At 69.7% G+C, this 20,486-nt stretch carries 16 protein-coding genes; 9 read left to right on the top strand and 7 right to left on the bottom strand.

What is annotated here, in order from left to right:
* Together VNO22_08285 and VNO22_08290 are read left to right on the top strand one after the other, a co-directional pair.
* Window positions 1-1,074, top strand: a 1,074-nt coding sequence (locus VNO22_08285; GenBank protein ID HXG61357.1) for a FecR family protein, incomplete at its 5' end; no start/stop codon positions are given.
* Window positions 1,071-2,441: a hypothetical protein gene (locus tag VNO22_08290; protein HXG61358.1), complete on the top strand. Its 1,371-nt coding sequence runs from the start codon at window positions 1,071-1,073 to the stop codon at window positions 2,439-2,441. The genes VNO22_08285 and VNO22_08290, both read left to right, overlap by 4 nt.
* A 7-nt stretch (window positions 2,442-2,448) precedes the next feature.
* On the opposite strand, the gene VNO22_08295 is transcribed toward VNO22_08290, so the two are convergent.
* The 6 genes from VNO22_08295 to VNO22_08320 form a co-directional block, all read right to left on the bottom strand.
* On the bottom strand, window positions 2,449-3,585 hold the full coding sequence (locus tag VNO22_08295) for a carbon-nitrogen hydrolase family protein (GenBank protein ID HXG61359.1): 1,137 nt from the start codon (window positions 3,583-3,585) through the stop codon (window positions 2,449-2,451).
* 71 nt (window positions 3,586-3,656) lie between these two features.
* Window positions 3,657-4,454 (bottom strand): dienelactone hydrolase family protein, encoded by a 798-nt coding sequence (locus VNO22_08300; GenBank protein HXG61360.1) that lies wholly within the window; start codon window positions 4,452-4,454, stop codon window positions 3,657-3,659.
* A gap of 76 nt (window positions 4,455-4,530) precedes the next feature.
* Entirely contained in the window at window positions 4,531-5,154 is a 624-nt protein-coding gene (locus tag VNO22_08305) for a DUF1080 domain-containing protein (protein HXG61361.1), read from the bottom strand.
* Window positions 5,155-5,169: 15 nt separating this feature from the next.
* A complete protein-coding gene (locus VNO22_08310) occupies window positions 5,170-6,642 on the bottom strand; it encodes an arylsulfatase (protein HXG61362.1) in 1,473 nt (490 codons plus the stop codon).
* A gap of 31 nt (window positions 6,643-6,673) precedes the next feature.
* The gene (locus tag VNO22_08315; protein HXG61363.1) at window positions 6,674-8,137 is read right to left on the bottom strand and encodes a sulfatase; all 1,464 of its coding nucleotides are present in this window, start codon (window positions 8,135-8,137) and stop codon (window positions 6,674-6,676) included.
* Window positions 8,134-9,495, bottom strand: a complete 1,362-nt coding sequence (locus VNO22_08320; protein ID HXG61364.1) for a sulfatase — start codon at window positions 9,493-9,495, stop codon at window positions 8,134-8,136. Before VNO22_08320 ends, VNO22_08315 begins: the two co-directional genes overlap by 4 nt.
* Before the next feature lie 100 nt (window positions 9,496-9,595).
* Here VNO22_08320 and VNO22_08325 point away from each other — a divergent pair, with 100 nt between their 5' ends.
* The 4 genes from VNO22_08325 to VNO22_08340 all read left to right on the top strand — a co-directional run bounded on the left by VNO22_08325 (window position 9,596) and on the right by VNO22_08340 (window position 15,866).
* Entirely contained in the window at window positions 9,596-11,944 is a 2,349-nt protein-coding gene (locus VNO22_08325; protein HXG61365.1) for a c-type cytochrome, read from the top strand.
* Complete coding sequence (locus tag VNO22_08330; protein HXG61366.1) at window positions 11,941-13,881, top strand: hypothetical protein; 1,941 nt, start codon at window positions 11,941-11,943, stop codon at window positions 13,879-13,881. The genes VNO22_08325 and VNO22_08330 overlap by 4 nt, the downstream gene beginning before the upstream one ends.
* A gap of 89 nt (window positions 13,882-13,970) precedes the next feature.
* Window positions 13,971-15,269, top strand: a complete 1,299-nt coding sequence (locus tag VNO22_08335) for a Gfo/Idh/MocA family oxidoreductase (protein ID HXG61367.1) — start codon at window positions 13,971-13,973, stop codon at window positions 15,267-15,269.
* 57 nt (window positions 15,270-15,326) lie between these two features.
* Window positions 15,327-15,866, top strand: coding sequence for a CvpA family protein (locus tag VNO22_08340; GenBank protein HXG61368.1), 540 nt, complete (start codon window positions 15,327-15,329; stop codon window positions 15,864-15,866).
* A 25-nt stretch (window positions 15,867-15,891) separates the two neighbouring features.
* Here VNO22_08340 and VNO22_08345 read toward each other — a convergent pair whose 3' ends face one another.
* Entirely contained in the window at window positions 15,892-17,031 is a 1,140-nt protein-coding gene (locus tag VNO22_08345; GenBank protein ID HXG61369.1) for a hypothetical protein, read from the bottom strand.
* A 197-nt stretch (window positions 17,032-17,228) separates the two neighbouring features.
* On the opposite strand from VNO22_08345, the gene VNO22_08350 reads away from it, so the two are divergent.
* The 3 genes from VNO22_08350 to VNO22_08360 all read left to right on the top strand — a co-directional run bounded on the left by VNO22_08350 (window position 17,229) and on the right by VNO22_08360 (window position 20,484).
* Window positions 17,229-17,879, top strand: a complete 651-nt coding sequence (locus tag VNO22_08350) for a uracil-DNA glycosylase (protein HXG61370.1) — start codon at window positions 17,229-17,231, stop codon at window positions 17,877-17,879.
* A 131-nt stretch (window positions 17,880-18,010) separates the two neighbouring features.
* Entirely contained in the window at window positions 18,011-19,261 is a 1,251-nt protein-coding gene (locus VNO22_08355) for a PQQ-binding-like beta-propeller repeat protein (protein HXG61371.1), read from the top strand.
* Window positions 19,258-20,484, top strand: a complete 1,227-nt coding sequence (locus VNO22_08360) for a PQQ-binding-like beta-propeller repeat protein (GenBank protein HXG61372.1) — start codon at window positions 19,258-19,260, stop codon at window positions 20,482-20,484. The genes VNO22_08355 and VNO22_08360 overlap by 4 nt, the downstream gene beginning before the upstream one ends.
* Window positions 20,485-20,486: the final 2 nt, after the last annotated feature.

A 20,486-nucleotide genomic window follows, 5' to 3' on the forward strand; every position in this document is an offset into this window, starting at 1 on the left:
CCGCCCGCCCCACCCTCGCCCCCCGCCCCGGAGCGGCGCGAGGAAGCGGCACCCGAGCCTCCGCCCCGGACGCCCGCGCCGCCCCCGCCTCCTCCCGCCCCCGGTCCGACGCAGCCCGCGCGGGCGTTCCTCGCGGTCGCCCGCCTGGAGGGAACCGTCGAGATCGGCGACGGCAAATCCTGGAAGAAAGCTCCGGCCCTTCCGGAATGGGACTTGGGCGTGTCGCTCCGCGCCGGCGAGCGCCCGGCGCGGATCGTGCTGGCCGGCGGAGCCGCCCTCACGCTTCGTTCCCGCGCGCGGATTCGCGCCGCCGGCGCCTCCCCGCCCGAACTCTTCCTCGACGAGGGCGAAGTCTTCTGCGACGTCCCCCCCGCGCCGGGACGCCGCTTCGCCCTCCGCACCCGCGACGCGCTCGTCCGGGTGACCGGGACTCAGTTCGCGGTGAAGGAGGGGGATGTCACCGAAGTCCTGGTCGCGGCCGGCGAGGTCGTCGTCTCGAACGATCGAGGAGAGGCGCGCGTTGCGGCCGGAATGGGGCTTGCGGTGCGGCGCTCGGCGGCCCCGGGGAAGCCCCGGGCGGTGGACGTCGACCGGGCCCTGGCCTGGAAGATGCTCGCCCGGCCGCCCGAGACGGTCCGGCTTCGCTTCTCCTTCGAGGACGGGCGCCGGCCCGCCCCGTTCGACGGCGGCCGGGTGGTGCCCGGCCCGCCGCGCGGGCTCAACCGGTTCTGCCTGGAGGGGACGCCCGGCCTCCACTTCGACCTTCGCCGCGCGGACGCGGGAACGGCCGCCCGGCCCGGCCTTCGGGTTCGGTTCCGCTACTTCGCCGAAAAGGGCGGGGCGATCTGGGTCCAGCTCTTCAACGCCCGCGCCGGGGACAACTTCCGCTACGACGTGCCTCATGTGGCGGCGGGCGCCTGGGAGGCCGTCGAGGCGCCGCTGGAGGAGTTCTACCGCCTGGCGGACCGGTCCTCCGCGCTTCTTGCGGGCGATCCCCTCACGTGGTTCAACATCGCCGTCTCCGGAGAGGGAAGGTTCTATTTCGACGACGTGGAGATCGTGGAGGTCCAATGACGAAAGCGATCCTGGCGGCCATTCTCCAGGGAGCGGGGATCGCGGCGGAGTACCCGGGCGACGAAGGGATCGAAAAGGACCCGCGCGTCCTCTTCGTGGAGGATTTCGAGACGGGCGAACTCCGCGAAATCGCGGAACGGTGGAGCAACGCGCGTTTCCTGGAGCACATGAGCCTTTCCGGGGACGTGGCGGAGACTTCGCCGGGATCGCGCTCGCTCCGGATCGTCGCCGGGCCCGAGGGGCTCAAAGGCCCGGGCTGCCGGGGCGGGCATCTCTTCACCCACGTGCGGCCGGGCGATGTCCTCCACGCCCGATTCTACGTAAAGTTCCATGAGCGCCACGGATACGTGCACCATTTCGTCTCGCTCATCGCCGACCGCTCGCCGACCCCGTGGCCCAAGGGCTGGGCGGGACGCCGGCCCCCGGGCGATTCGCACTTCCTCAGCAACCTCGAGCCCTGGAGCCGCTGGGGGAAGGACGCTCCGCCGGGAGTCTGGAATTTCTACAGCTACTGGCAGGAGATGAAGCCCGACGGCCGCGGAGATTACTGGGGGAATTCGTTCATGCCGCCGGAGCCGACTCCCGTGGAGCGCGGCCGCTGGATCTGCGTCGAAGCGCGGGTCAAGGCCAACTCCGCTCCCGACGCGGCCGACGGCGAGCAGGCGTTCTGGATCGACGGCCGGCTCGCCGGCGAATTCCGGGGAATCCGCTGGAGGTCCACGGACCGGTTGAAGCTGAACGCCTTCTGGCTCCAGTACGACGTGGATGAGCGGACCCCGCGGCACAACAACGACCCGGATCCGGGCGCGCGCGCCTACGAGGTCTGGTTCGACGACATCGTGCTGGCCACCGAGTACATCGGACCGGTGCGCGGCCGTCCCCGGAACGGCCGCAAGGCCGCCGTTCCCTCGCGAAGCGCGCTCCACACCGGGCACATCGTGCCTCCGTCCCCCGGACGGGTGATCTTCGCCGAGCGCTTCGACGAGGGCCCGGGCCGGTTCCGCGGCGGCCGCGTCTCCGAGGGATCGTTGGAACTGGCCCCCGGCGGAACGGAAGTGTGGGGCGCCTACTCCGTCCGCGCCGGCGAGACGACGTCGCTTCGCTTCCGCCTGCGGCCGACGGCGGATGTCGGCGCGGCGACGGCGCTGATCTGGTCCGAACGCCTCCGGGACAACGCCCGCTTCTCCATCACGGGCCTCCGGAAGGGCGAGTGGAGAACCGTGGAAATCCGCGTGAGCGATCTCCGGGCCGGAGCGCCCGGAAACGAGGCGACCCTGGAGGGCGAAGTCCTCAACAACTTCAGGCTCGCCTTCGACGGCCCGCCGGAGGCGCGCCTGCTTCTGGACGACTTCGAGGTCCGCGAGTAGCGTCCGTTCAGGGCCGCAGTTCCTTCAGCCGATCGCGGGCGGCGCGTTCGATCCACGTCCCCGGAAATTCCTCCCGAAGCGCCTCGAACGCGCGGATCGCCTCTTCGCGCTTTCCCTCCCGCTGGAGCTCCGCCGCCCGGCGATACCGTTCGTCCCCCGTGGCATGGGCGGCGCGGGCGATCCGGATCACGCGTTCGACGGGGACCGGCAGGGGCGCCTTGGCCAGCACGGGCGGATCCGGGTCGGTCAGGATGCCGAAGGCCTGCGGGGAGCGTTCCCGGAAGAGGCGGGCGCGCATGTCGCGCTGGCGGTTGAACGCGTCGCCCCCTTCCCGTCCACCGAAGGGATCGATGTCGGCCACGGCCAGAGTGTCCGGACCCGGAGCTTCCGCGAGGATCCGTCCCTGCGGGGAGATCACCAGCGATCCTCCTCCCCGGTGGGCGACCACGAGGTAGACGAAATTCTCCACGGCTCGGGTGCGGAAGGCGGCCCGGCTGATGTCGGCGTCCCCGATCGCCGCTCCGCCGAGCGTCGGATGAAAGATGATGTCGGCGCCGGCCAGGGCGAGGCACCGGGGAGCTTCCGGAAAGACCATGTCATAGCAGATCAGCATCCCCACGGCGCCCAGGTCCGGCGTGGGAAACACCGGAAACTCCGTGCCGCGTCTCTTGTCTTGTTCCTGGAGCGGCAGATTCACCTTGCGGTAGCGCCCGATCTCGCGGCCGTCGCGTCCGAGGAGGAAGGCGGTGTTGGAAACGGCCCCTTCCTCGAAGGTGTCGCTGCAGCAGACGAGATACAGGCGATGGCGCGCGGCGGCGCGGCCGAGCCGCTCCAGCATCCGGCGGACCGCCTCGGGCAGAATCTCGGGCAACCGCTCCGGCCGTGCGTCCTCCCACCGGCCCAATCCCGGCGTGTCTTCCGGCAACGCGACGGCCGCGGCCCCTTCGGCGGCCGCCCGGTCCACCAGACTCTCGAGCGCCGCGAGATTCCGGTCGACGGCCGCCAGGATTTCCTCCCGGGCCTCGAGGCGCGGATCGACGAACCGCGCCGCGGGGGAGACCGCCGCCACGCGGACGGCGCCTTGGCGGGGGCCCGGCGACTCCTGCGCGGCCAGGGAGGCCAGAACGAAGGCGAGGGCGACCATGGGCGGCTCCTTCCCCAAAACGCTTCCGAGAGTCTAAAGCGGAAGGAGCCGCCCGCGTGGGCTCCCTTCGGTCAACGGACGCACTCGGCGACGAAATCGAGGAACATCTTCCAAGACCGCCGATCCGCCTTCTCGCTGTAGGCCGCGCCTCGGGACGGGTCGTTCCCGGCCTCCGGGACGGTGAAGCTGTGAACGGTGCCGCCGAAGGAAACGAACTGCCAGTCCACTCCCGCGTCCCTCATTTCCTTCTGGAAGGCCAGAACCGCCTCGTCCTTGATGAAGGGATCGTCGGCGCCGTGGAAGGCGATGATCCTGCCCTTGATCTGCCGCGCGTCGGCGGGATGGGGCGTCGCGAGGTCCGCGTGGAAGGCGGCGGCGCCGGCGATGGGCGCGCCGCTGCGGGCCAGCTCCAGGGCGCAGGTGCCGCCGAAGCAGTATCCCATGGCGACGACGCGCGCGGGATCGCAATGGCGCGCGAGCACCTCCAGGGCGGCGCGGGCGCGGCCCCGCATGAGGGCGCGGTCGCTCTTGTACATTCCGGCCAGGCGGGCGGCCTCCTGGTGGTCCTTGGCGGTCACGCCTTTTCCGTAGATGTCGGCGGCGAAGGCCGCGTAACCCGCGCGCGCCAGCTGCTCGGCGCGGCGCCGGACGTACTCGTTGTGCCCTTTCCACTCGTGAAAGACAAGGACGCCGGGAAGCCGGCCGGACGCCCCCCGCGGAAGGGCCAAATACCCCTCGAGGAGAACGTCTCCGTGGCGATATTCGATCGTGCGGGTCTCGATCGGGCCGTCCGCGGGGGAACCGGAGCCCGAGGCGGCGCATCCGAGTCCGGCGGTCAGAACGGCGGGAATCAGGCCTCTCAGGTTCATGGGCACCTCCTCCTTTCGGAGGCGCCATGGTAGCGCGCCCGGGACGTTTGCGCCAGAGGCGCGCGGCCCGCAGGTCTTACAGCCGCTTGATCCAGAGATTCCGGAAGCGCACCTTCGCGCCGTGATCCTGGAAAAGGATCGGCCCCGGCTGGGGACCCTCGGGTTTCCCGGCCCCCGTTTTATCCTTGAGCTCGACGTCGTCGTGGACCTTCTCTCCGTTCCAGACGACCGTAATCCGGGCGTTTTCGATCTTCTTTCCGGAGGCGTCGAACCGGGCGGCCCTGAAGGTAATGTCGTAACTCTGCCATTCGCCCGGCTTGCGGGACATGTTCCGGTCCGGCGCCCGCTGCTTGTAGAGGGATCCGCAGCCGTTCGGACGCGGCTCCTCGCCCCAGGAATCCAGGATCTGCACTTCGTAGCGCCGCTGAAGGTAGACCCCGCTGTTGCCGCGGGCCTGATCCTTGGCTCCTTCCGGCGAAGGGGGAATGCAGAACTCGACGTGCAGCACGAAATCCTGATACGTCTCGCGGGTCATCACGCTGCCTTTGCCCACCTCCAGGACCCCGTCCGCGACGGGCCACGCACAGGGCCTTCCGTCCTCATGAACGAGCTGCGAGGCATCCAGCACGACGGCCCCTTCCGGGGGTCGGCCGTCCTGAAGCGCCCACCCCGCCACCAGCGCGACAAGCCATCGATTCATGACTCCTCCGCGTTTCTACGGGCGCGACCGTCCGGCCGCCCGGATCTTCTCGAGCAAGGCCCCGAGGTCGGAGGCGATCTCGGGCCGCTCGGAAGCCAGATTCTTCGTCTCTCCCGGGTCCTCCTCAAGATTATAGAGCTCGCCCGGCCTGGGGCCTTGCGGAGGGATGTATTTCCAGGCTCCCTTGCGGAGGGCCAGGCCTCCCGCGTGCACGACCAGATGGTCCCTCCCCTCCTTCGACTCCCCGACCAGCGCCGCCAGAACGTTCAGACTGTCTGGCCCCGCGGAAGCCGGCAGCGGCCGGCCCGTCAGGGCCGCGAAACTCGCCATCAAGTCCACCTGACTCACGACGGCGCGGGACACCCCGGGCCGAATCCGGGCCGGCCACCGCGCAATCAGCGGCACCCGGGTGCCGCCCTCATGGAGACTGTACTTTCCGCCCCGCAGCGGGCCCGCCGGCCGGTGGCCGTTGAGATCCTCCACGGCCCGGTCCGCATACCCGTCGTCGAGCACCGGCCCGTTGTCGCTCGTCACCAGGACGAGCGTGTTGCGCGCCAGCCCCAGCCGGTCGAGCGCCGCCGTCACCTCCCCCACGAGCGCGTCGAACTGATGGATCACGTCCCCCCGCACCCCGCAGCCGCTGGTCCCGGCGAAGCGCGGGTGCGGAACGCGGGGCACGTGGATGTCGTGGGCGGCAAGGAAAAGAAAGAAGGGACGGTCTTTGTGGCGCTCCATGAACTCCACCGCCTTGCGGGAAAAGACGTCCGACATGTCCTCGTCCACCCATCGGGCCGCCTTCCCGCCCGCCATGAAGCCGATCCGGCTGATGCCGCGGACGATCGTTCCGTCGTGCCCCTTCGAAAGCTTCATCCGGAGAAGCTCGGGATTCTCCTTCCCCGTCGGCTCGTCGCCCACCTTCCGCGCGTAGCTCACCCGGATCGGGTCGGACGGATCCAATCCCACGACGCGCCGGTTCTCCACATAGACGCAGGGCACCCGGTCCCCCGTCGCGGGCATGAGAAAGGCGTAGTCGAATCCGATCTCGAGCGGACCCGGACGGATCTCTCCGTTCCAATCGAGGTTGCCTGAGCCGAGCCCCAGGTGCCATTTTCCCACCACGCCCGTCGCGTACCCCGCCTCCTTGAGGATCGAAGCCAGTGTGGGCCTCCCGGGCTCGATGATAAGGGCCGCGTCCCCCGGAAGAATGCCCGTCCCCTTCCTCCTCCACGCGTACTCGCCCGTCAGAAGCGCGTACCGGGAGGGCGTACAGGTGGCCGACGGCGCATAGGCGTCCGTGAAGCGCAATCCCTCGGCGGCCAGCCGATCGACGTTCGGCGTGCGGACGCGCACGGCTCCGAAGCAGCCCAGATCGCCGTACCCGAGATCGTCGGCGTAAACGAGGACGATGTTGGGGGGCGGCGGATCCTGCGGCGAGGGCGCCAGAGAAAGCGCCGCCGCGGCCAGAACCCCTCCGAAGAATCGCTTCATGAATGCCTCCGGGTTCGTCTTCGAGCGCCCGTCATCGGGCGGTGTCGGGACGCCGCGCGGCCGCGTCCATCGCCCGCCGCCAGGCGGCCAGCCGGGGAGTCATCTCGGCCGCGGTCGCCCCCGGCCGCAGCCGCGAGACGTCCGTTTCCTCGTAGAGAACGCGGTGAAGGGCGGGATCGAAGTCCGGATTGGGCGCATTCTCCTGCGCCCCCACCGAACGGCGCCAATCCGCCAGCTTCCGCCGCAAGTCCTCCGCCCGCGCGGCTTCCCGGGCGGATCTGTCGTCGGCTTCCCCGAGATCCCGTGCCAGGTCGAAAAGCTCCACCCGGCCGTCTTCGTAATGCTCCACGAGCTTCCAGTTCCCTTCCCGGATCGCCCCCGCGGGACGGCTTCCCTGGTTCGTGTAGTGCGGAAAATGCCACGCCAGGACGCGCGGCGCCGGCCGCCCGCGGCCCGTCCAGAGCCCCGCCAGACTCACACCGTCCAGACCGTCCGGCGCCTTCACGCCCGCCAGCTCCAGAAGCGTCGGCATGAGATCCGTGTTGACGAAAGGTTCGTCCAGCACCCGGCCGGCGGGGATCCGTCCCGGCCAGCGGACCAGGAACGGCACGCGGAGCCCCCCCTCGTAGAGAAAGCCCTTTCCGGCCCGGTACGGCGAGTTGTGGGTGGGAGCGTCGTCGCGACCCTCGGGCACGTGCAGGCCGCCGTTGTCCGACGTGAAAAGGACGATCGTCCGCTCGCGAAGGCCCAGCTCCTCCACCGTGCGCAGGACCCGTCCGACCGCGTCGTCCATCGTCTCCATCATGGCGGCATACACGGGATGAAAGGTTTCCCGAAAGGCCGCGACGCGCTCCGGCCGGGCCGCCAGCGGAATGTGCGGCGTATGGTGCGCGAGATAGAGAAAAAACGGGCGCGACCGGTTTTCGCGGATGAACGTCTCGGCCCGGGCGGTCAACTCGTATTCCCCCTTGCCTCCCTCCGCGGCCGACGGCGTCGTGTTCCCGCGACCCGCGAAGACGACCTCGAACCCCTGCGCTTCCGGGCCGAACCCCCGACCGCCCAGATGCCATTTGCCGAGGGCCGCCGTGGCCCAGCCCGCCTCCCGCAGAATCTCCGCGAGCGTCCGCTCCTCCAGCGGCAATTCCATTCGGATCTTCGGATGCAGCAGCTTCTGGGACCGCGCGTCCGGACGGCCCGGAAGAAACGTGGTCAGGTGAAGGCGCGCCGGCGCCTTCCCCGTCAGGATCGCCGCCCGCGACGGCGAGCAGATCGGCTGGGCGCAGTAGGCGGACGTAAACCGCAGTCCTTCCGCCGCCAGGCGGTCGAGATTCGGCGTCCGATGCTCGGTGCGCCCGTAGCAGCCCAGATCGTGGACGCCCAGATCGTCGGCCAGGATGAGAATGATGTTGGGCCGGGCGCCGGCGTCCGCCCGGTCCGGCGGGGGAGCCGAGCAGGAAGCGACAGCCCCGAGCACGATCAGAACGAACCGGTTCATTTCGGTCCCCCAGGGTCGTAGTCCGGATTGGGCGACGGCATCTGCGCGCCGACGGACCGGCGCCATTCCGCCAGAAGGTCCCGAAGCTCGCGCGCCGCGTCCGGCCGCCGTCCGGCCAGATTCTCGCTCTCGCCCGCATCCCGCGCCAGGTCGTAAAGCTCGAGACTTCCGTCCTCGTACGATTCGATCAGCTTGAGATCCCCGCGGCGCACGGCCCCATAGGGGGTCGCGCCCCCCGGATGATAATGCGGATAATGCCAGAAGAGGGCGGTGCGGGAAAGTCCGCCCGATCCGCGAAGAAGCGGCGCGAGGCTGACCCCGTCCACGATCCGCCCGGCCGGAACCTGGAGACCGGCAAGCTCCAGAAGCGTGGGATAAAGGTCCATCGTGATGACGGGCGTTTCCAGGACGCTCCCCGGGGGTCCGATCCCGGGCCCGCGAACGATCAGGGGCACCCTGACGCCGCCCTCGTACCAGGAACCCTTGCCGGCCCGGAGCGGCCGGTTCGAGGTGCTCGAGACGAGTCCCCCGTTGTCCGAGGTGAAGACGACGACCGTGCGGCCGGCGATTCCCGACTTCTCCAGCGCCTCCAGGATGCGTCCCACCGCGGCGTCGAGGCTTTCGATCATGGCCGCGTAGACGGGCTTGAAGGGTCCGCTCCCCTCGGCGGCCGCCTTGCGCTGATACTTCTCGATCAGCTCCTTCTTCGCCTGCAACGGCGTGTGCACGGCATGGAAAGGGACATAGAGAAAAAACCGCCGATCCTTGTTCCGCTCGATGAAGCGGGCCGCTTCTTCCCCCTCCCGGTCGGTCAGATACTCCCCCCGGGGCCCGTCCGGAAGCGTCGGAATCCCGTACGGCGAAAAATAGCTCGGCGGCTGGCCGCGATGGCTGCCGCCCAGGTTCGCGCCGAATCCGTGCTTCTCCGGAAAGTACGCCTCTCCGCCCAGGTGCCATTTGCCGATCGAGGCGGAGACGTAGCCCGCCGCGCCGAGCGCCTCGGCGAGCGTCACCTGCTCCAGCGGAAGGTGCTTCGTCCAGTCCGGCACCCGCAGCCTGGCCTTGGGCCGCGCGTGTCCCGGAATCCAGTCCGTCACGCGCAGCCGGGCGGGATACTGGCCCGTCAGGAGGGCCGCGCGCGTGGGCGAGCAGACGGTGCAGGCGGAATAGGCCTGCGCGAACCGCACCCCGCCGGCCGCCAGACGGTCGAGATGCGGCGTCTCGTAGAAGCGGCTCCCTGTGCATCCCAGATCCGCCCAGCCGAGATCGTCGGCCAGAAGGACCACGAAGTTGAGCTTGTCCTCGGCGGGGAGCGCTTCCCCGGCGGCCAGAAGGGCCACAAGAGCGAGAAACCTCACCCCTGTATCAACACGCCGTCCTCTGTCCCCGTTGCGCCGGACCGCACGAACGCTTCCGGAAAAAGCGCTTTCCGGGAGGCGGTGTCGTAAGATAGCGCCCATGCCGGTGCTCCTCGGGCTCCTTCTGGCCGCGCAGGCGGAAAAGCCCGGCCTTCTCCTTGAGGCGCGGGATGCCGAGCGCCGCGTCCTTCTCGCCGTGCCGGTTCCGAACTTCACGCTCCGGGAGAACGAGTCCCTCCATCCCCGCCTCTCTCCGGCCTTCCGCGCGACGTGGCGGGGCTGCCTCAAGATCGTGCGCGCCGGCCGTTACGTCTTCTCCGGCGAAGCCCGCATCCGCGTCGCGGGCCGGGATGCGTCGGAGGGCCCGATCGAGCTGGCCGCGGGCCTTCACGAACTGCGGATCGACTTCGAGCGGGAGCCCGGCCGCCCGGCGCGGCTGCGGGTCGAGTGGGAATCCGATCACTTCCGGCGGGAACCCATCCCTTCCTCCGCCTTCGTGCGCCGGGAGGATCCGCCCGTGGAGGAAACGCTCGCCGAACGCGGACGGGACCTGGCCGGCGAGCTGGGATGCATCAACTGCCATCGGACCGAGTCGGCCGGGTTCGTTCCCCGGCGGGGCCCCGACCTGACGCACGTGGGTTCGCGCACGAACGCCCGGTGGCTGGCCCTGTGGATCGAAGATCCGCGGGCGCTGCGACCGGACGCCGCGATGCCGGCGATGCTCGAACGCCGCGAGGCGGCCGACGTGGCGGCGTTCCTGGCGCAGCGGCGCGAGGCGCGGCCCGCCCCTCCGATGCCGCCGCCGGACCCGGCGCGCGCCGCCCGGGGACGCGAGCTTTTCGGAAAGATCGGCTGCGCGCAATGCCATCCGGGCGGGCTGGACGGCCTGGGATCCAAATACGAACCCGGCACGCTTCGGGACTACCTTCGGGATCCCCTCCAAGTCAATCCCTCGGGCCGGATGCCGTCCCTTCTCCTGAGCGAAGACGAGGCCTCGCTCCTGGCGGAACACCTGACCGCGTCGCGCCACCCGGCCGTCGAGGCGAGCGCGCCTCCCGCCGGCGACGCCGCCCGGGGCCGCCGGCTCGTCGAAACGCGCGGGTGCCTGTCCTGTCACCCGCTCGAGGGGACCGAAAACCGTTCCCGGGCGCCGGATCTGACCCTTCTGGCGGACGGCCGCGGATGTCTGGCGCCGGAGCCGGGCCCCGGCCTGCCCCGCTACGGCCTGGACGAGGAACGCCGTCGCGCTCTGGGCGCCTTCCTGTCCTCCCTCAAGGCCGGCCCGGACCGCTCCGAGGCGCCCGTTCACGCCTTCTCCCAGGCCGTGCGCGCCTACCGGTGCACGGCCTGCCATGCGCTCCATGATTCGACCCCCCGCGGCCTGGACGCCTATCCGCCGGCGCTCACGGACGCCGGGCTCAAGCTCCGTCCCGCCTGGATCGAAGCGGTGCTGCTTCACCGCAAGCGCATCCGGCCCTGGATGGAGGCCAGAATGCCCCACTTCGGCGAGGGTCTCCGCCGCCTCGCCGGCGCGCTGCCGGCCGCCGCCGGAGCCGGCCCGGAGGACCCGCCCCGGACGCCGACCCGTGAGGAAGTGCGCGAGGGCATCCGCCTCATCGGCCGCGGCCGGGGCGGTCTCTCGTGCATCACGTGCCACGACTTCAAGGGCCACGCCTCCCTCGGCACGCGCGGGCCGGACATGGTCGAAATGTACGCGCGTCTCCGCGAGGACTGGTTCCGCCGCTGGATGCGGGATCCGATCCGCCTCCAGCCGGGCACGTCGATGCCGAACTTCTTCGCCTCGGTCCCGGAGGCCGAGGCGGAGCGCGCGATCGACCTCCTCTGGGCGTGCCTGGCCGCCGGAAGAGAGATGCCGCTTCCGGAGGGCATCGAGGCGGCCCATTCGCATCTCGTTGTCGTGCGCGAAACGCCCGTGGTCCTGCGCACCTACCTTCCGGACGCTTCTCCCGCGGCAATCGCGGTGGGACTGCCGGGCGGAGTGTCCTACGGCTTCGACGCCGAATCCTGCTCCCTTCGATACGCCTGGATGGGAGACTTCCTCGACATGACGCCCGCCTGGAGCGGCCGCGGGGGCCTGCCGGCCATTCCCGGGGGGAAACGTTTCTATACCGCACCCGACGGCTTCCCGTTCCACTTCGGGGGACGGCCGGTCGCCCGACCGCGATTCCGCGGGTACGTCCTCGTCGCGGGACACCCGGAATTCCGGTACGAAGCGGACGGCGTTGAAATCCGGCAGAGCGTTTCTTCCCTGCCGTCCGGCCTGGAGCTGCACTTCACGCTTTCCGGAGTCCGGGAACCTGTGGAATTCCGGGTCGGTCGGCCGGCCGGAGTCCGCCTCACGCCCTCGGAGGGAACCCTGGAAGGCGAATGGCTGCGCCTCGGGACGACAGCGACGTTCCGCCTGAAAATCGAGAAGGAGAAGCCGTGAGCGCGTTTCTCGCGATCGCTCTCTCGCTTCAGGGAGCCGATCTCGTTTACGAGCGGCGGGCCACGCGCGAGGAAACCCGTGAGGCGTCGCTCCGGGCGACTCTCGCGGAGATCCCGGAGGTCCGCCTGGAACCCTGGAAGGTTCTGGAGGGAAACGTCCGGGGGGGAATCCGGGCGTTGTCCGCGCGGAGCGGCGCGATCGACCTGGCCGCCGAAGTTCCTCTGGAAGGAGGCCGGACGGGGCGCTGGACGGACGGCTCGGCATACGCCGACGGAACGGCGCACCGGCCGGCGACGGCGACCACGTGGTATCGCGTTGTGGTGGCGGAGGGCGCCCTGGACGCCACCGTCACGATCGGAACGGAGCGGGACTGGGACTGCTGGGTGAACGGCGAGCCGGTGAGCCTGGCCACCCACAAGAGCACGCACCTTCTGCCCTCGAAGCGGCTGGATTTCCGCCTGCCGCTGCGGAAGGGGGTCAATCACCTGCTGATCGAAGTCCGCGGCCCGTCGGAGGTCTATTTTTCGCTCTCCCGGCTGAGCCCGGAGCTGCGGATCGAGCTGGAGCGGCTCCTGGACGCCGATTTCCCCACGCCCGCCAGCGAGCCGTACTACTACCGCCTGGAGACGGTGCGCCTGCCGCCGGGGCTTGTCCTCGAGGTGGGGGGGATGATGTTCGCCCGGGACGGCACGCTCCTGGTCTGCACGCGCCGCGGCGAGGTCTGGAAGATGAAAGACGGGACATGGTCCCTTTTCGCCTCGGGTCTGCACGAGCCTCTGGGCCTCTGGGCCGAGGATCCGGCGGACGTGGCGGTCGTGCAGCGGACGGAGCTCACCCGCTTGAGGGACACGGACGGCGACGGCGTCGCCGATCTCTACGAGGCCCTCAGCCGGGGATGGAACCCGGTGGCCCGTCCCACGGCGTACGCGTTCGGTCCGATCCGGGACGCGGAAGGAAATTTCTGGGGCGCCACGGCGGCTCAGGGGGCTCGGGAGGGGAGGTATCTGGGCTGGTGTTTCAAGGTTACGCCGGAGGGCGAGTTCATCCCCTGGGCCTCCGGGCTGCGAACGCCGAACGGGCTGGGATTCGACCGGGAAGGACGGCTCTTCGTGACCGACAACCAGGGAGAATACGTGGGGACTTCGGCGCTCTATGCGATCCGCCGCGGCGCCTTCTACGGGCATCCGCACAGCCTGTCCTCCGATCCGGAGATGGCCGGGCGGGCGGAGAGCCCGACGCTCGAGGAGCTCGACGCGCGCCGGACGCTTCCGGCCGTGCAGTTCCCCCACGGTCTTCTGGGACGTTCTCCTTCCCAGCCGCTCGTGGACGCCACGGGAGGCAAGTTCGGTCCGTTCGAAGGCCAGTTCTTCGTGGGAGACCAGTCGAGCTGCATTCTGATCCGCGTGGCGCTCGAAACGGTGGAAGGCGAACCTCAAGGGGCGTGCTTTCCGTTCCGATCGGGATTCCAGTCCGGCAACAACCGGCTGGCGTGGGGGCCGGACGGCGTTCTCTGGGTAGGTCAGACGGACCGGGGCTTCGGAGCGGTGGGCGGCCGGCCGTTCGGGCTGGAGCGGGTGACCTGGACGGGGAGGGTTCCGTTCGAGATCCTGGACGTGCGGGCGCGTCCCGACGGCTTCGAGCTTCGCTTCACGCGGCCTGCGGACCGCGCCGTGGCCGCCCGGCCCGAAGCGTACTCGATCCAGCGCTATCACTACCTGTATCACGCGACGTACGGGTCGCCGCAAGCGGACGTAACGCCCGTCGCGGTGCGCGAAGCGCGCGTCTCGGAGGACGGGCGGCGCGTGGCGCTCGTTCTGGGCGAGCTCGTCGAGCGGAAGATCTACGAAATCCACCTGCGCGGCGTGCGGGCGGAGGACGGCGCGCCGCTTCTTCACGGGGAAGCCTACTACACTCTGAACCGCCGCCCCCGGCGCTGAGCGAGGAACCGAGCCGTCCCCGCGGAGCGTATCCAAAGAAGGAGGCGTGGGAGCGGGATTTCCATCCGGAGTTCGGGGAGGACGTCACGATGGATCATCCCACGCGGCGCGATTTTCTGGCTCACACGGGGGCGGCGGCCGCGGCGGCGGTTCTGGCGGGTCCGTCCCGCGCGGATGCGGCCAACGACCGGATCGTCGCGGCGGTCATCGGATGCGGCGGCATGGGCACCAGCCACGCGCGCCATCTGGCCGAGCGCAAGGACGTTTCCGTGGCCTACCTCTGCGACCCGGACGTTTCGCGCGCGGCGGCCGCGGCCCAGGCGGTGGAGCGGGTCGCCGGCACGAAGCCTCAAGCGGTTCAGGATCTCCGGCGGGTGCTCGACGACAAATCCGTGGATGCTGTGTGGGTGGCCACCTGCGACCACTGGCATGCGCCGGCGACGATCCTGGCCTGCGACGCGGGCAAGCACGTGTACGTGGAAAAGCCCTGCTCGCACAACGTCCGCGAGGGGAGGCTGATGGTGGAGGCGGCCCGGCGGCACAAGAGGGTCGTCCAGGTCGGCACGCAGCGGCGCTCGAGCGAGTGGGCGCGGCAGGCGATCCAGGCCCTGCACGAGGGCGTGATCGGCGAAGTGCTCGTGGCGAAGGTGTGGAACAGCCAGCAGCGGGTCAACATCGGGAAGGAACGTCCCTCGGATCCGCCCGCGCACCTCGACTACGATCTGTGGGTGGGGCCCGCCCCGATGCGCCCGTACCAGAAGAATCTCCACCCGTACCATTGGCACTGGTTCTACAACTTCGGCACGGGGGACATCGGAAACGACGGCGTCCACCAGCTGGATGTGGCCCGCTGGGGCCTGGGCGTGGAGACGCATCCCACGTCGGTGGCCGCCCTGGGCGGAAAGTACTTCTTCGACGACGATCAGGAATTCCCGGACACGCAGTACGCCGTCTTCGAGTTCACCCACGGGGGGAAGAAAAAGCAGATCGTCTACGAACAGCGCCTCTGGTCCCCGTACGCGCAGGAGGGAGAGGGGAACGGAAACGCCTTTTACGGGACGCGGGGCATGATGCTTCTCGGGCGGTCCGGATGGCAGGTCTACGGGCACCGAAACGAACCGGGCCCCGGCGGCAAGGGGGGAGTCGCCCTGGCGCCCCATCACGCGGATTTCCTCGAGTGCATCCGCTCCGGCGGCACGCCCCGCGCGGACATCGGGATCAATCATCTCTCCAGCACGCTGTGCCATCTGGGCAACATCGCCACGCGGGTGGGACGGACGCTGCGGTTCGATCCCGAGCGGGAAGAGATCATCGGAGACGAGGAAGCCTCGCGCCTGCTGCGCCGGACCTACCGGGAAGGCCACTGGGCGGCGCCCCGGGGGGCGTGACGCGTCCTCCACGGCGCCCTCCGCGTTTCCGGGAAGGTCTTATAATTGAATAAAGCGATGCTGGACCTCATCGCGGGGGGCGTGGTTCTGCTGGCGGCGGCGCGGGGCGCGCGCGTGGGCTTCGCCTGGCAGGCGGCGGCGCTCCTCTCGCTGGCCGGCGGCGCGGCGGTGGCGATCCCCCTTTCGGAAACCTGGGCCGCGTTCTTCGGCGCGCCTTCGCCCCTCCGCCGGCTGATCGCGGGAAGCGTGCTTTTCGTCCTCGTGGGCCTGGCGGTTCACCTGGGGGCTCTGCTTTACCGGCGGAGCCTGGAGCGCTGGGGCTTTCTGCCCTGGGATCGCTACCTGGGCGCGATTCTGGGCGCCGCTCAGGGAACCGCCCTGACGATCATCCTGATCCTCGGCGCGGCGGCGTGCATCCCGAGCCTTCGGAGCCCGATTCAGAAGACCCACAGCGGACAGCTGGCCGCCCGCGCGGTCGAGGCGCTGGAACCCGCCTGTCCCGTGGAGCTGCGCGACGTTCTGCGCCCCTTTCCTCCTCCGGACGCCGGGGGGAAACCGGCGGAGCGGGGGCGGGAATCGATGCTCCCCTGCCTCTGATTCCCGGACCGGCCGCGCCGGCCCGTTACCGGCGGCGTCCGCCTTCGCTGGCGATCGCCCGCGTGGCCTTCTTGAGAAAGAGAATGGCGAAGCAGGTATCCCAGGTGCCCTCCTCCGGCTTGTCGCCCCGGTTCCAGGAGCCGTCGGCCTTCTGCTGTTTAAGGAGGAGTTGCGCGCCCTTGAGATACCAGTCGTGATCTCCGAACTTGTCGGTCCCGTAGAGCATGCCCGCGCGCTCCAGGCCGTACATGTAGTAATAGTTCGAGTTCACGGTGAAGTGCTTGGCCAGCCAGTTGTACCCCGCCTTGACGACGGGATCCTTTTTCCAGTCCCGGCCCATCATGTAGTTGTAGATGCAGACCGCGCCGAGAGCGCCGGCCGTCATGGCATGGTAGGGTTTCCGGTCGTCCACGGCGGGCGAACGGTAGTTCCATCCCTGCGTCTTTCCGCCGTCGCCGGAAGCGACGTCGTTTTTGCCCGCCCCGCCTTCGTCGGGGTGCTGGCTTTCGACCCACCACTTGTAGGCCAGGTACACCGTTTCTTCCGGAACATCGACGCCGGCGTCGTAGCAGGCGCGCAAGCCCAAGGCCGCGTACTGGGAATTCGAATTGTCCCCTGAAGCCGGTCCCACAGGCTTCCCCTTGGATACTTTCAACCGTTGCCGGACTTTGGGCTTCTCCCGCTCGGCGCCGAATTCGCGCACGCCCTTGGTGGGCGCGGGAGGCTTGAGCTCCTTGTCTCCGGAGGCGATGTTCTTGACCGCCTCCGTGGGTTTGCCGTAGGACCACTGGCCGTTCTGGCACTGGTTGTCCACGAGGAACTGGGCGCACTGGGCGATCCGCCACTGGAAAGTCACGCGGTCCAGCTCCTCCAGGCACATGGCCAGCAGGGCCACTTTGTAGGTGTGTTCGAGGGGCGCCTCCATGACATTCTTGAAGAGTTTCTGGAAGTGCTCGTCCCGCTCGGACACGCCGGCGTGGATGAAGGTCAGGAGAATCAGCTCGTCGCAGTTCGTGTTGAGGTGTCCGCCGGTGGAAGGAGCGGTACGCAGCCAGGCGACGCCGCGACGGATGGCTTCGTCGATATTCCGCTGGCTCAGACCATTCCCGTCCTGAGCGCCCGCGACCGACCCGAGAAAGAGAAAGACCCCCGCCACGTATCGCATGCTCGCCCCCATCGGATATCCGGCCTTGGAACCCGCTCCGAACTCCGGAACAGGATCGAATTCAAGGGTATCCTGTTTTCCTACGTCCCGCAAGGGGCCTCCCGTGACGCAAATCGAGAGCGGCTTCCGCGGAGCATAACGGTCCTCCCGGAGGGCGAATCTCCCAGAAAGGAGGCGTCCCCTCCGCTGAGGTGTCTGTGGAAGAGCAGCCGACCCCGCCGCGTGGAGGGCCGAAGGCGCCCCAGGACCTTCCTCCTTCCGACTCTGCCGAGCTCCGGCGGGAAGTGCTGGCGTGCGGCCGGTGCGGGCTGTCGGAAACAGCCGCGCAGGCCGTCCTGGGAACGGGCACCGTCGGCGCGCCGCTCATGTTCGTGGGGGAAGCGCCCGGACGGGAGGAAGACCGCGTGGGCGAGCCCTTCGTGGGAAGGGCCGGCCAACTCCTCAATCGCGCGCTCGAGAAGCTGGGCGTCGCCCGCTCGCAGGTCTACATCACCAACGTGGTCAAGTACCGCCCGCCGGAAAACCGCCTCCCCCGTGCGGCCGAGATCCGGGCTTGCATGACGCACCTTCGGCGCGAGATCGCCCTGGTGCGCCCGAAGGTCATCTGCGCGCTGGGCACGGTCGCCGCTCAGGCGCTTCTGGACACGAAGGAAAGCCTCGCCCGGCTCCGCGGCCGGCACGTCGAAGTTCATGGCGTGCGGGTCCTGCCGACGTTTCATCCCGCCTACATTCTCCGGTCGATGGAATACTCGCGCGCCGCGCTCCAGGCGTTCGAGGCGGACCTCCGGCGGGCCTGCCGGGACGCCGGTCTCCTGGGGGACCTCGAGGCGCGCGGGGGCGCGCTGTAGAAGCTCCCTAACGGATGCTTCGGTCGTCCCGCCGCCGGGATCTTGCCCCCGGACGCGCGCCGCGATAAGCTCGCCTCTGCGCCGCCCGCCGCCGGCGTATAAAGGGGAGAACAGGAAACGCAGGGGGACCCATGAACGCGAACCTTTACTCGCGCGCCGCCGCCCTGGCCGCGGCGCTGATCCTGGCCGGACGCGCCGCCGCGCAGGACTGGCCTGGCTGGCGCGGACCCGCCCGCGACGGGCGCCTGGCGGGCTTCCAGCCGCCCGCCCGATGGCCCGAAAAGCTCGAACGCGCCTGGCAGGTCCAGGTCGGCGGCGGCCATGCCACCCCCGCGCTGGTCGCCGGTCGCCTCTACGTGCACGCCCGACAGGGAGAAGACGAAGTCGTCCTCTGCCTCGACGCGGAAACCGGCAAGGAAATCTGGAAGGACCGCGTCCCCGCCCCCTACAAGCCCGAGCCTTCGGCCGAGTCTCACGGAACCGGCCCCTTCGCCTCGCCGGCCGTCGCCGACGGACGCGTCTTCACGTTCGGCATCACCGGCATCCTGTCGTGCCTGGACGCCGCCACGGGAAAGGTCCTCTGGCGCCAGGACTTCCGGGATCGCTTCCCCAAGCCCTGGCCCGAGTGGGGCGCGGCCGCCTCGCCCCTGGTGGACCGCGGCCTCTTGATCGTCCAGGCGGGCGGAAAAAACAAAGGGGCGGTGCTCGCGCTTGAGGCCGGCACGGGCAAGGTCCGCTGGAGCTGGGACGGCGACGGCCCGGGCTACGCCTCCCCCGTGGCGGCCGAGATCGGCGGCAAACGCCAAATCCTCACCCAGACCCAGAACCACGCCGTCGGACTTTCGGCCGAGGACGGAAGGCTTCTCTGGAAAATCGAATACAAGACCGAGTACGAACAGAATTCCGTGACGCCCGTGGTCCTGGACAACCTCGTCATCCTGTCGGGCTACCGCCGCGGGGTTACGGCCTGGCGCCTGGAAGGCGAAAGTCCCGCCCAGGCCTGGCACACGGACGAGGTGTCGATGTACATGAGCACCCCCCTCCTCAAGGGCGACCGGCTTTTCGGCTTCAGCGAAAAGCGCCGCGGCCAGTTCTTCTGCCTGAACGCCCGCACGGGGGAGACGCTCTGGACGGGCGACGGGCGCCAGGGCGAAAACGCCGCCCTCCTCGACGCGGGAACCGCCATCCTCGCCCTGATCACCGAGGCGCCCAACCGCAAGGACCCCGCGCAGCTCGTCGTCTTCGACGCCTCGGACAAGGACTACACCGAACGGGCGCGCTGGACCGTGGCCGACGGACCCGCCTGGGCCCATCCGGTCGTCTCGGGACGGACGATCTTCGTCAAGGACGGAACGTCCCTGGCCCGCTGGACGATCCCATGACGCGCGCGCTCGCTCTGGCGGCCCTGCTGGCCGTCCAGGACGGCCCGATCCCATCGCCGGAACCCGGCTGGCCCCAGTGGCGCGGCCCCGGGCGCGACGGAATCTCGGCCGAAACCGGGCTTCTTCCCCGCTGGCCGGAGGCCGGCCCGCGCCTTCTCTGGAAAATCGACGCCCTCGGACGCGGCTGGTCCTCGCCGGTCTTCGGCGGCGGGCGCCTGTACATCACCGGCGACGCGGGAAACGAGGTCGCGCTCTACGCCTTCGACCTGGAAGGCAAGCCTCTCTGGCGCGCGACCAACGGACCCGCCTGGAAAGGCCCGTATCCCGGCGCCCGCGCGGCGATGGCGTTCTCCGAGGGGCGCCTCTACCACATGAACGCCCACGGACGGGTCGCGTGCCTCGACGCCGCTTCCGGACGAGAGCTCTGGGCCGTCAACGTCCTGGAGCGCTTCGAAGGATCCAACATCACCTGGGGCCTGAGCGAATGTCTGCTCGTCGACGGCCCGCGCCTCATCGTCACCCCCGGCGGCCGCGCGGCGCTTTTGGCGGCGCTCGACAAGACCGACGGCCGCACGCTCTGGACCATGGAGGCGCTCGCCGGCGACACCGCCACCTACGCGTCGCCGATTCTTGTGCGCCACGCCGGACGAAGGCTCCTCATCAGCTGCTCCTCCAGGCACGGCTTCGGCGTGGACGCGGATACGGGCCGGCTCCTCTGGACGGTGCCGATGAAAACCCCTTACGACGTCAACGCCTCGACGCCCGTCTACGGCGACGGACAGGTCCACTTCGGAACGCCGTACGCGACGATCGGCTGCTATCGGCTTCTCGACGACGGCGCCCGCGTGGAGCGCGTCTGGGACACGCCCTTCGACACGTGCACCGGAAGCTGGATCCTTCGCGACGGCGTCCTCTACGGAGGCGGATACCGGGAATTCAAGCACTGGATCGCGGTGGACTGGAAGACGGGCCGTAAGCGCGCGGAGCTCGACGCGCTGCGCAGCGGATCGGCCGTCTGGGCGGACGGCCGCCTGTATGCCCTGGGCGAGGACGGCCGGGCGGCCCTCGTCACGCCCGCGGCGGAGGGCTTTTCGATCGCCGGCTCGTTCTCCCTGACGCCCCGCCGGGTGAACGACGCGTGGGCTCACCCGGTGCTCCTCGACGGCCGGCTCTACCTGCGCTATCACGACACCTTGAGCTGTTACGACGTCCGGGCGCGCTGACG

The organism is Planctomycetota bacterium, from assembly GCA_035574235.1.
Lineage (GTDB): Bacteria > Planctomycetota > MHYJ01 > MHYJ01 > JACPRB01 > DATLZA01.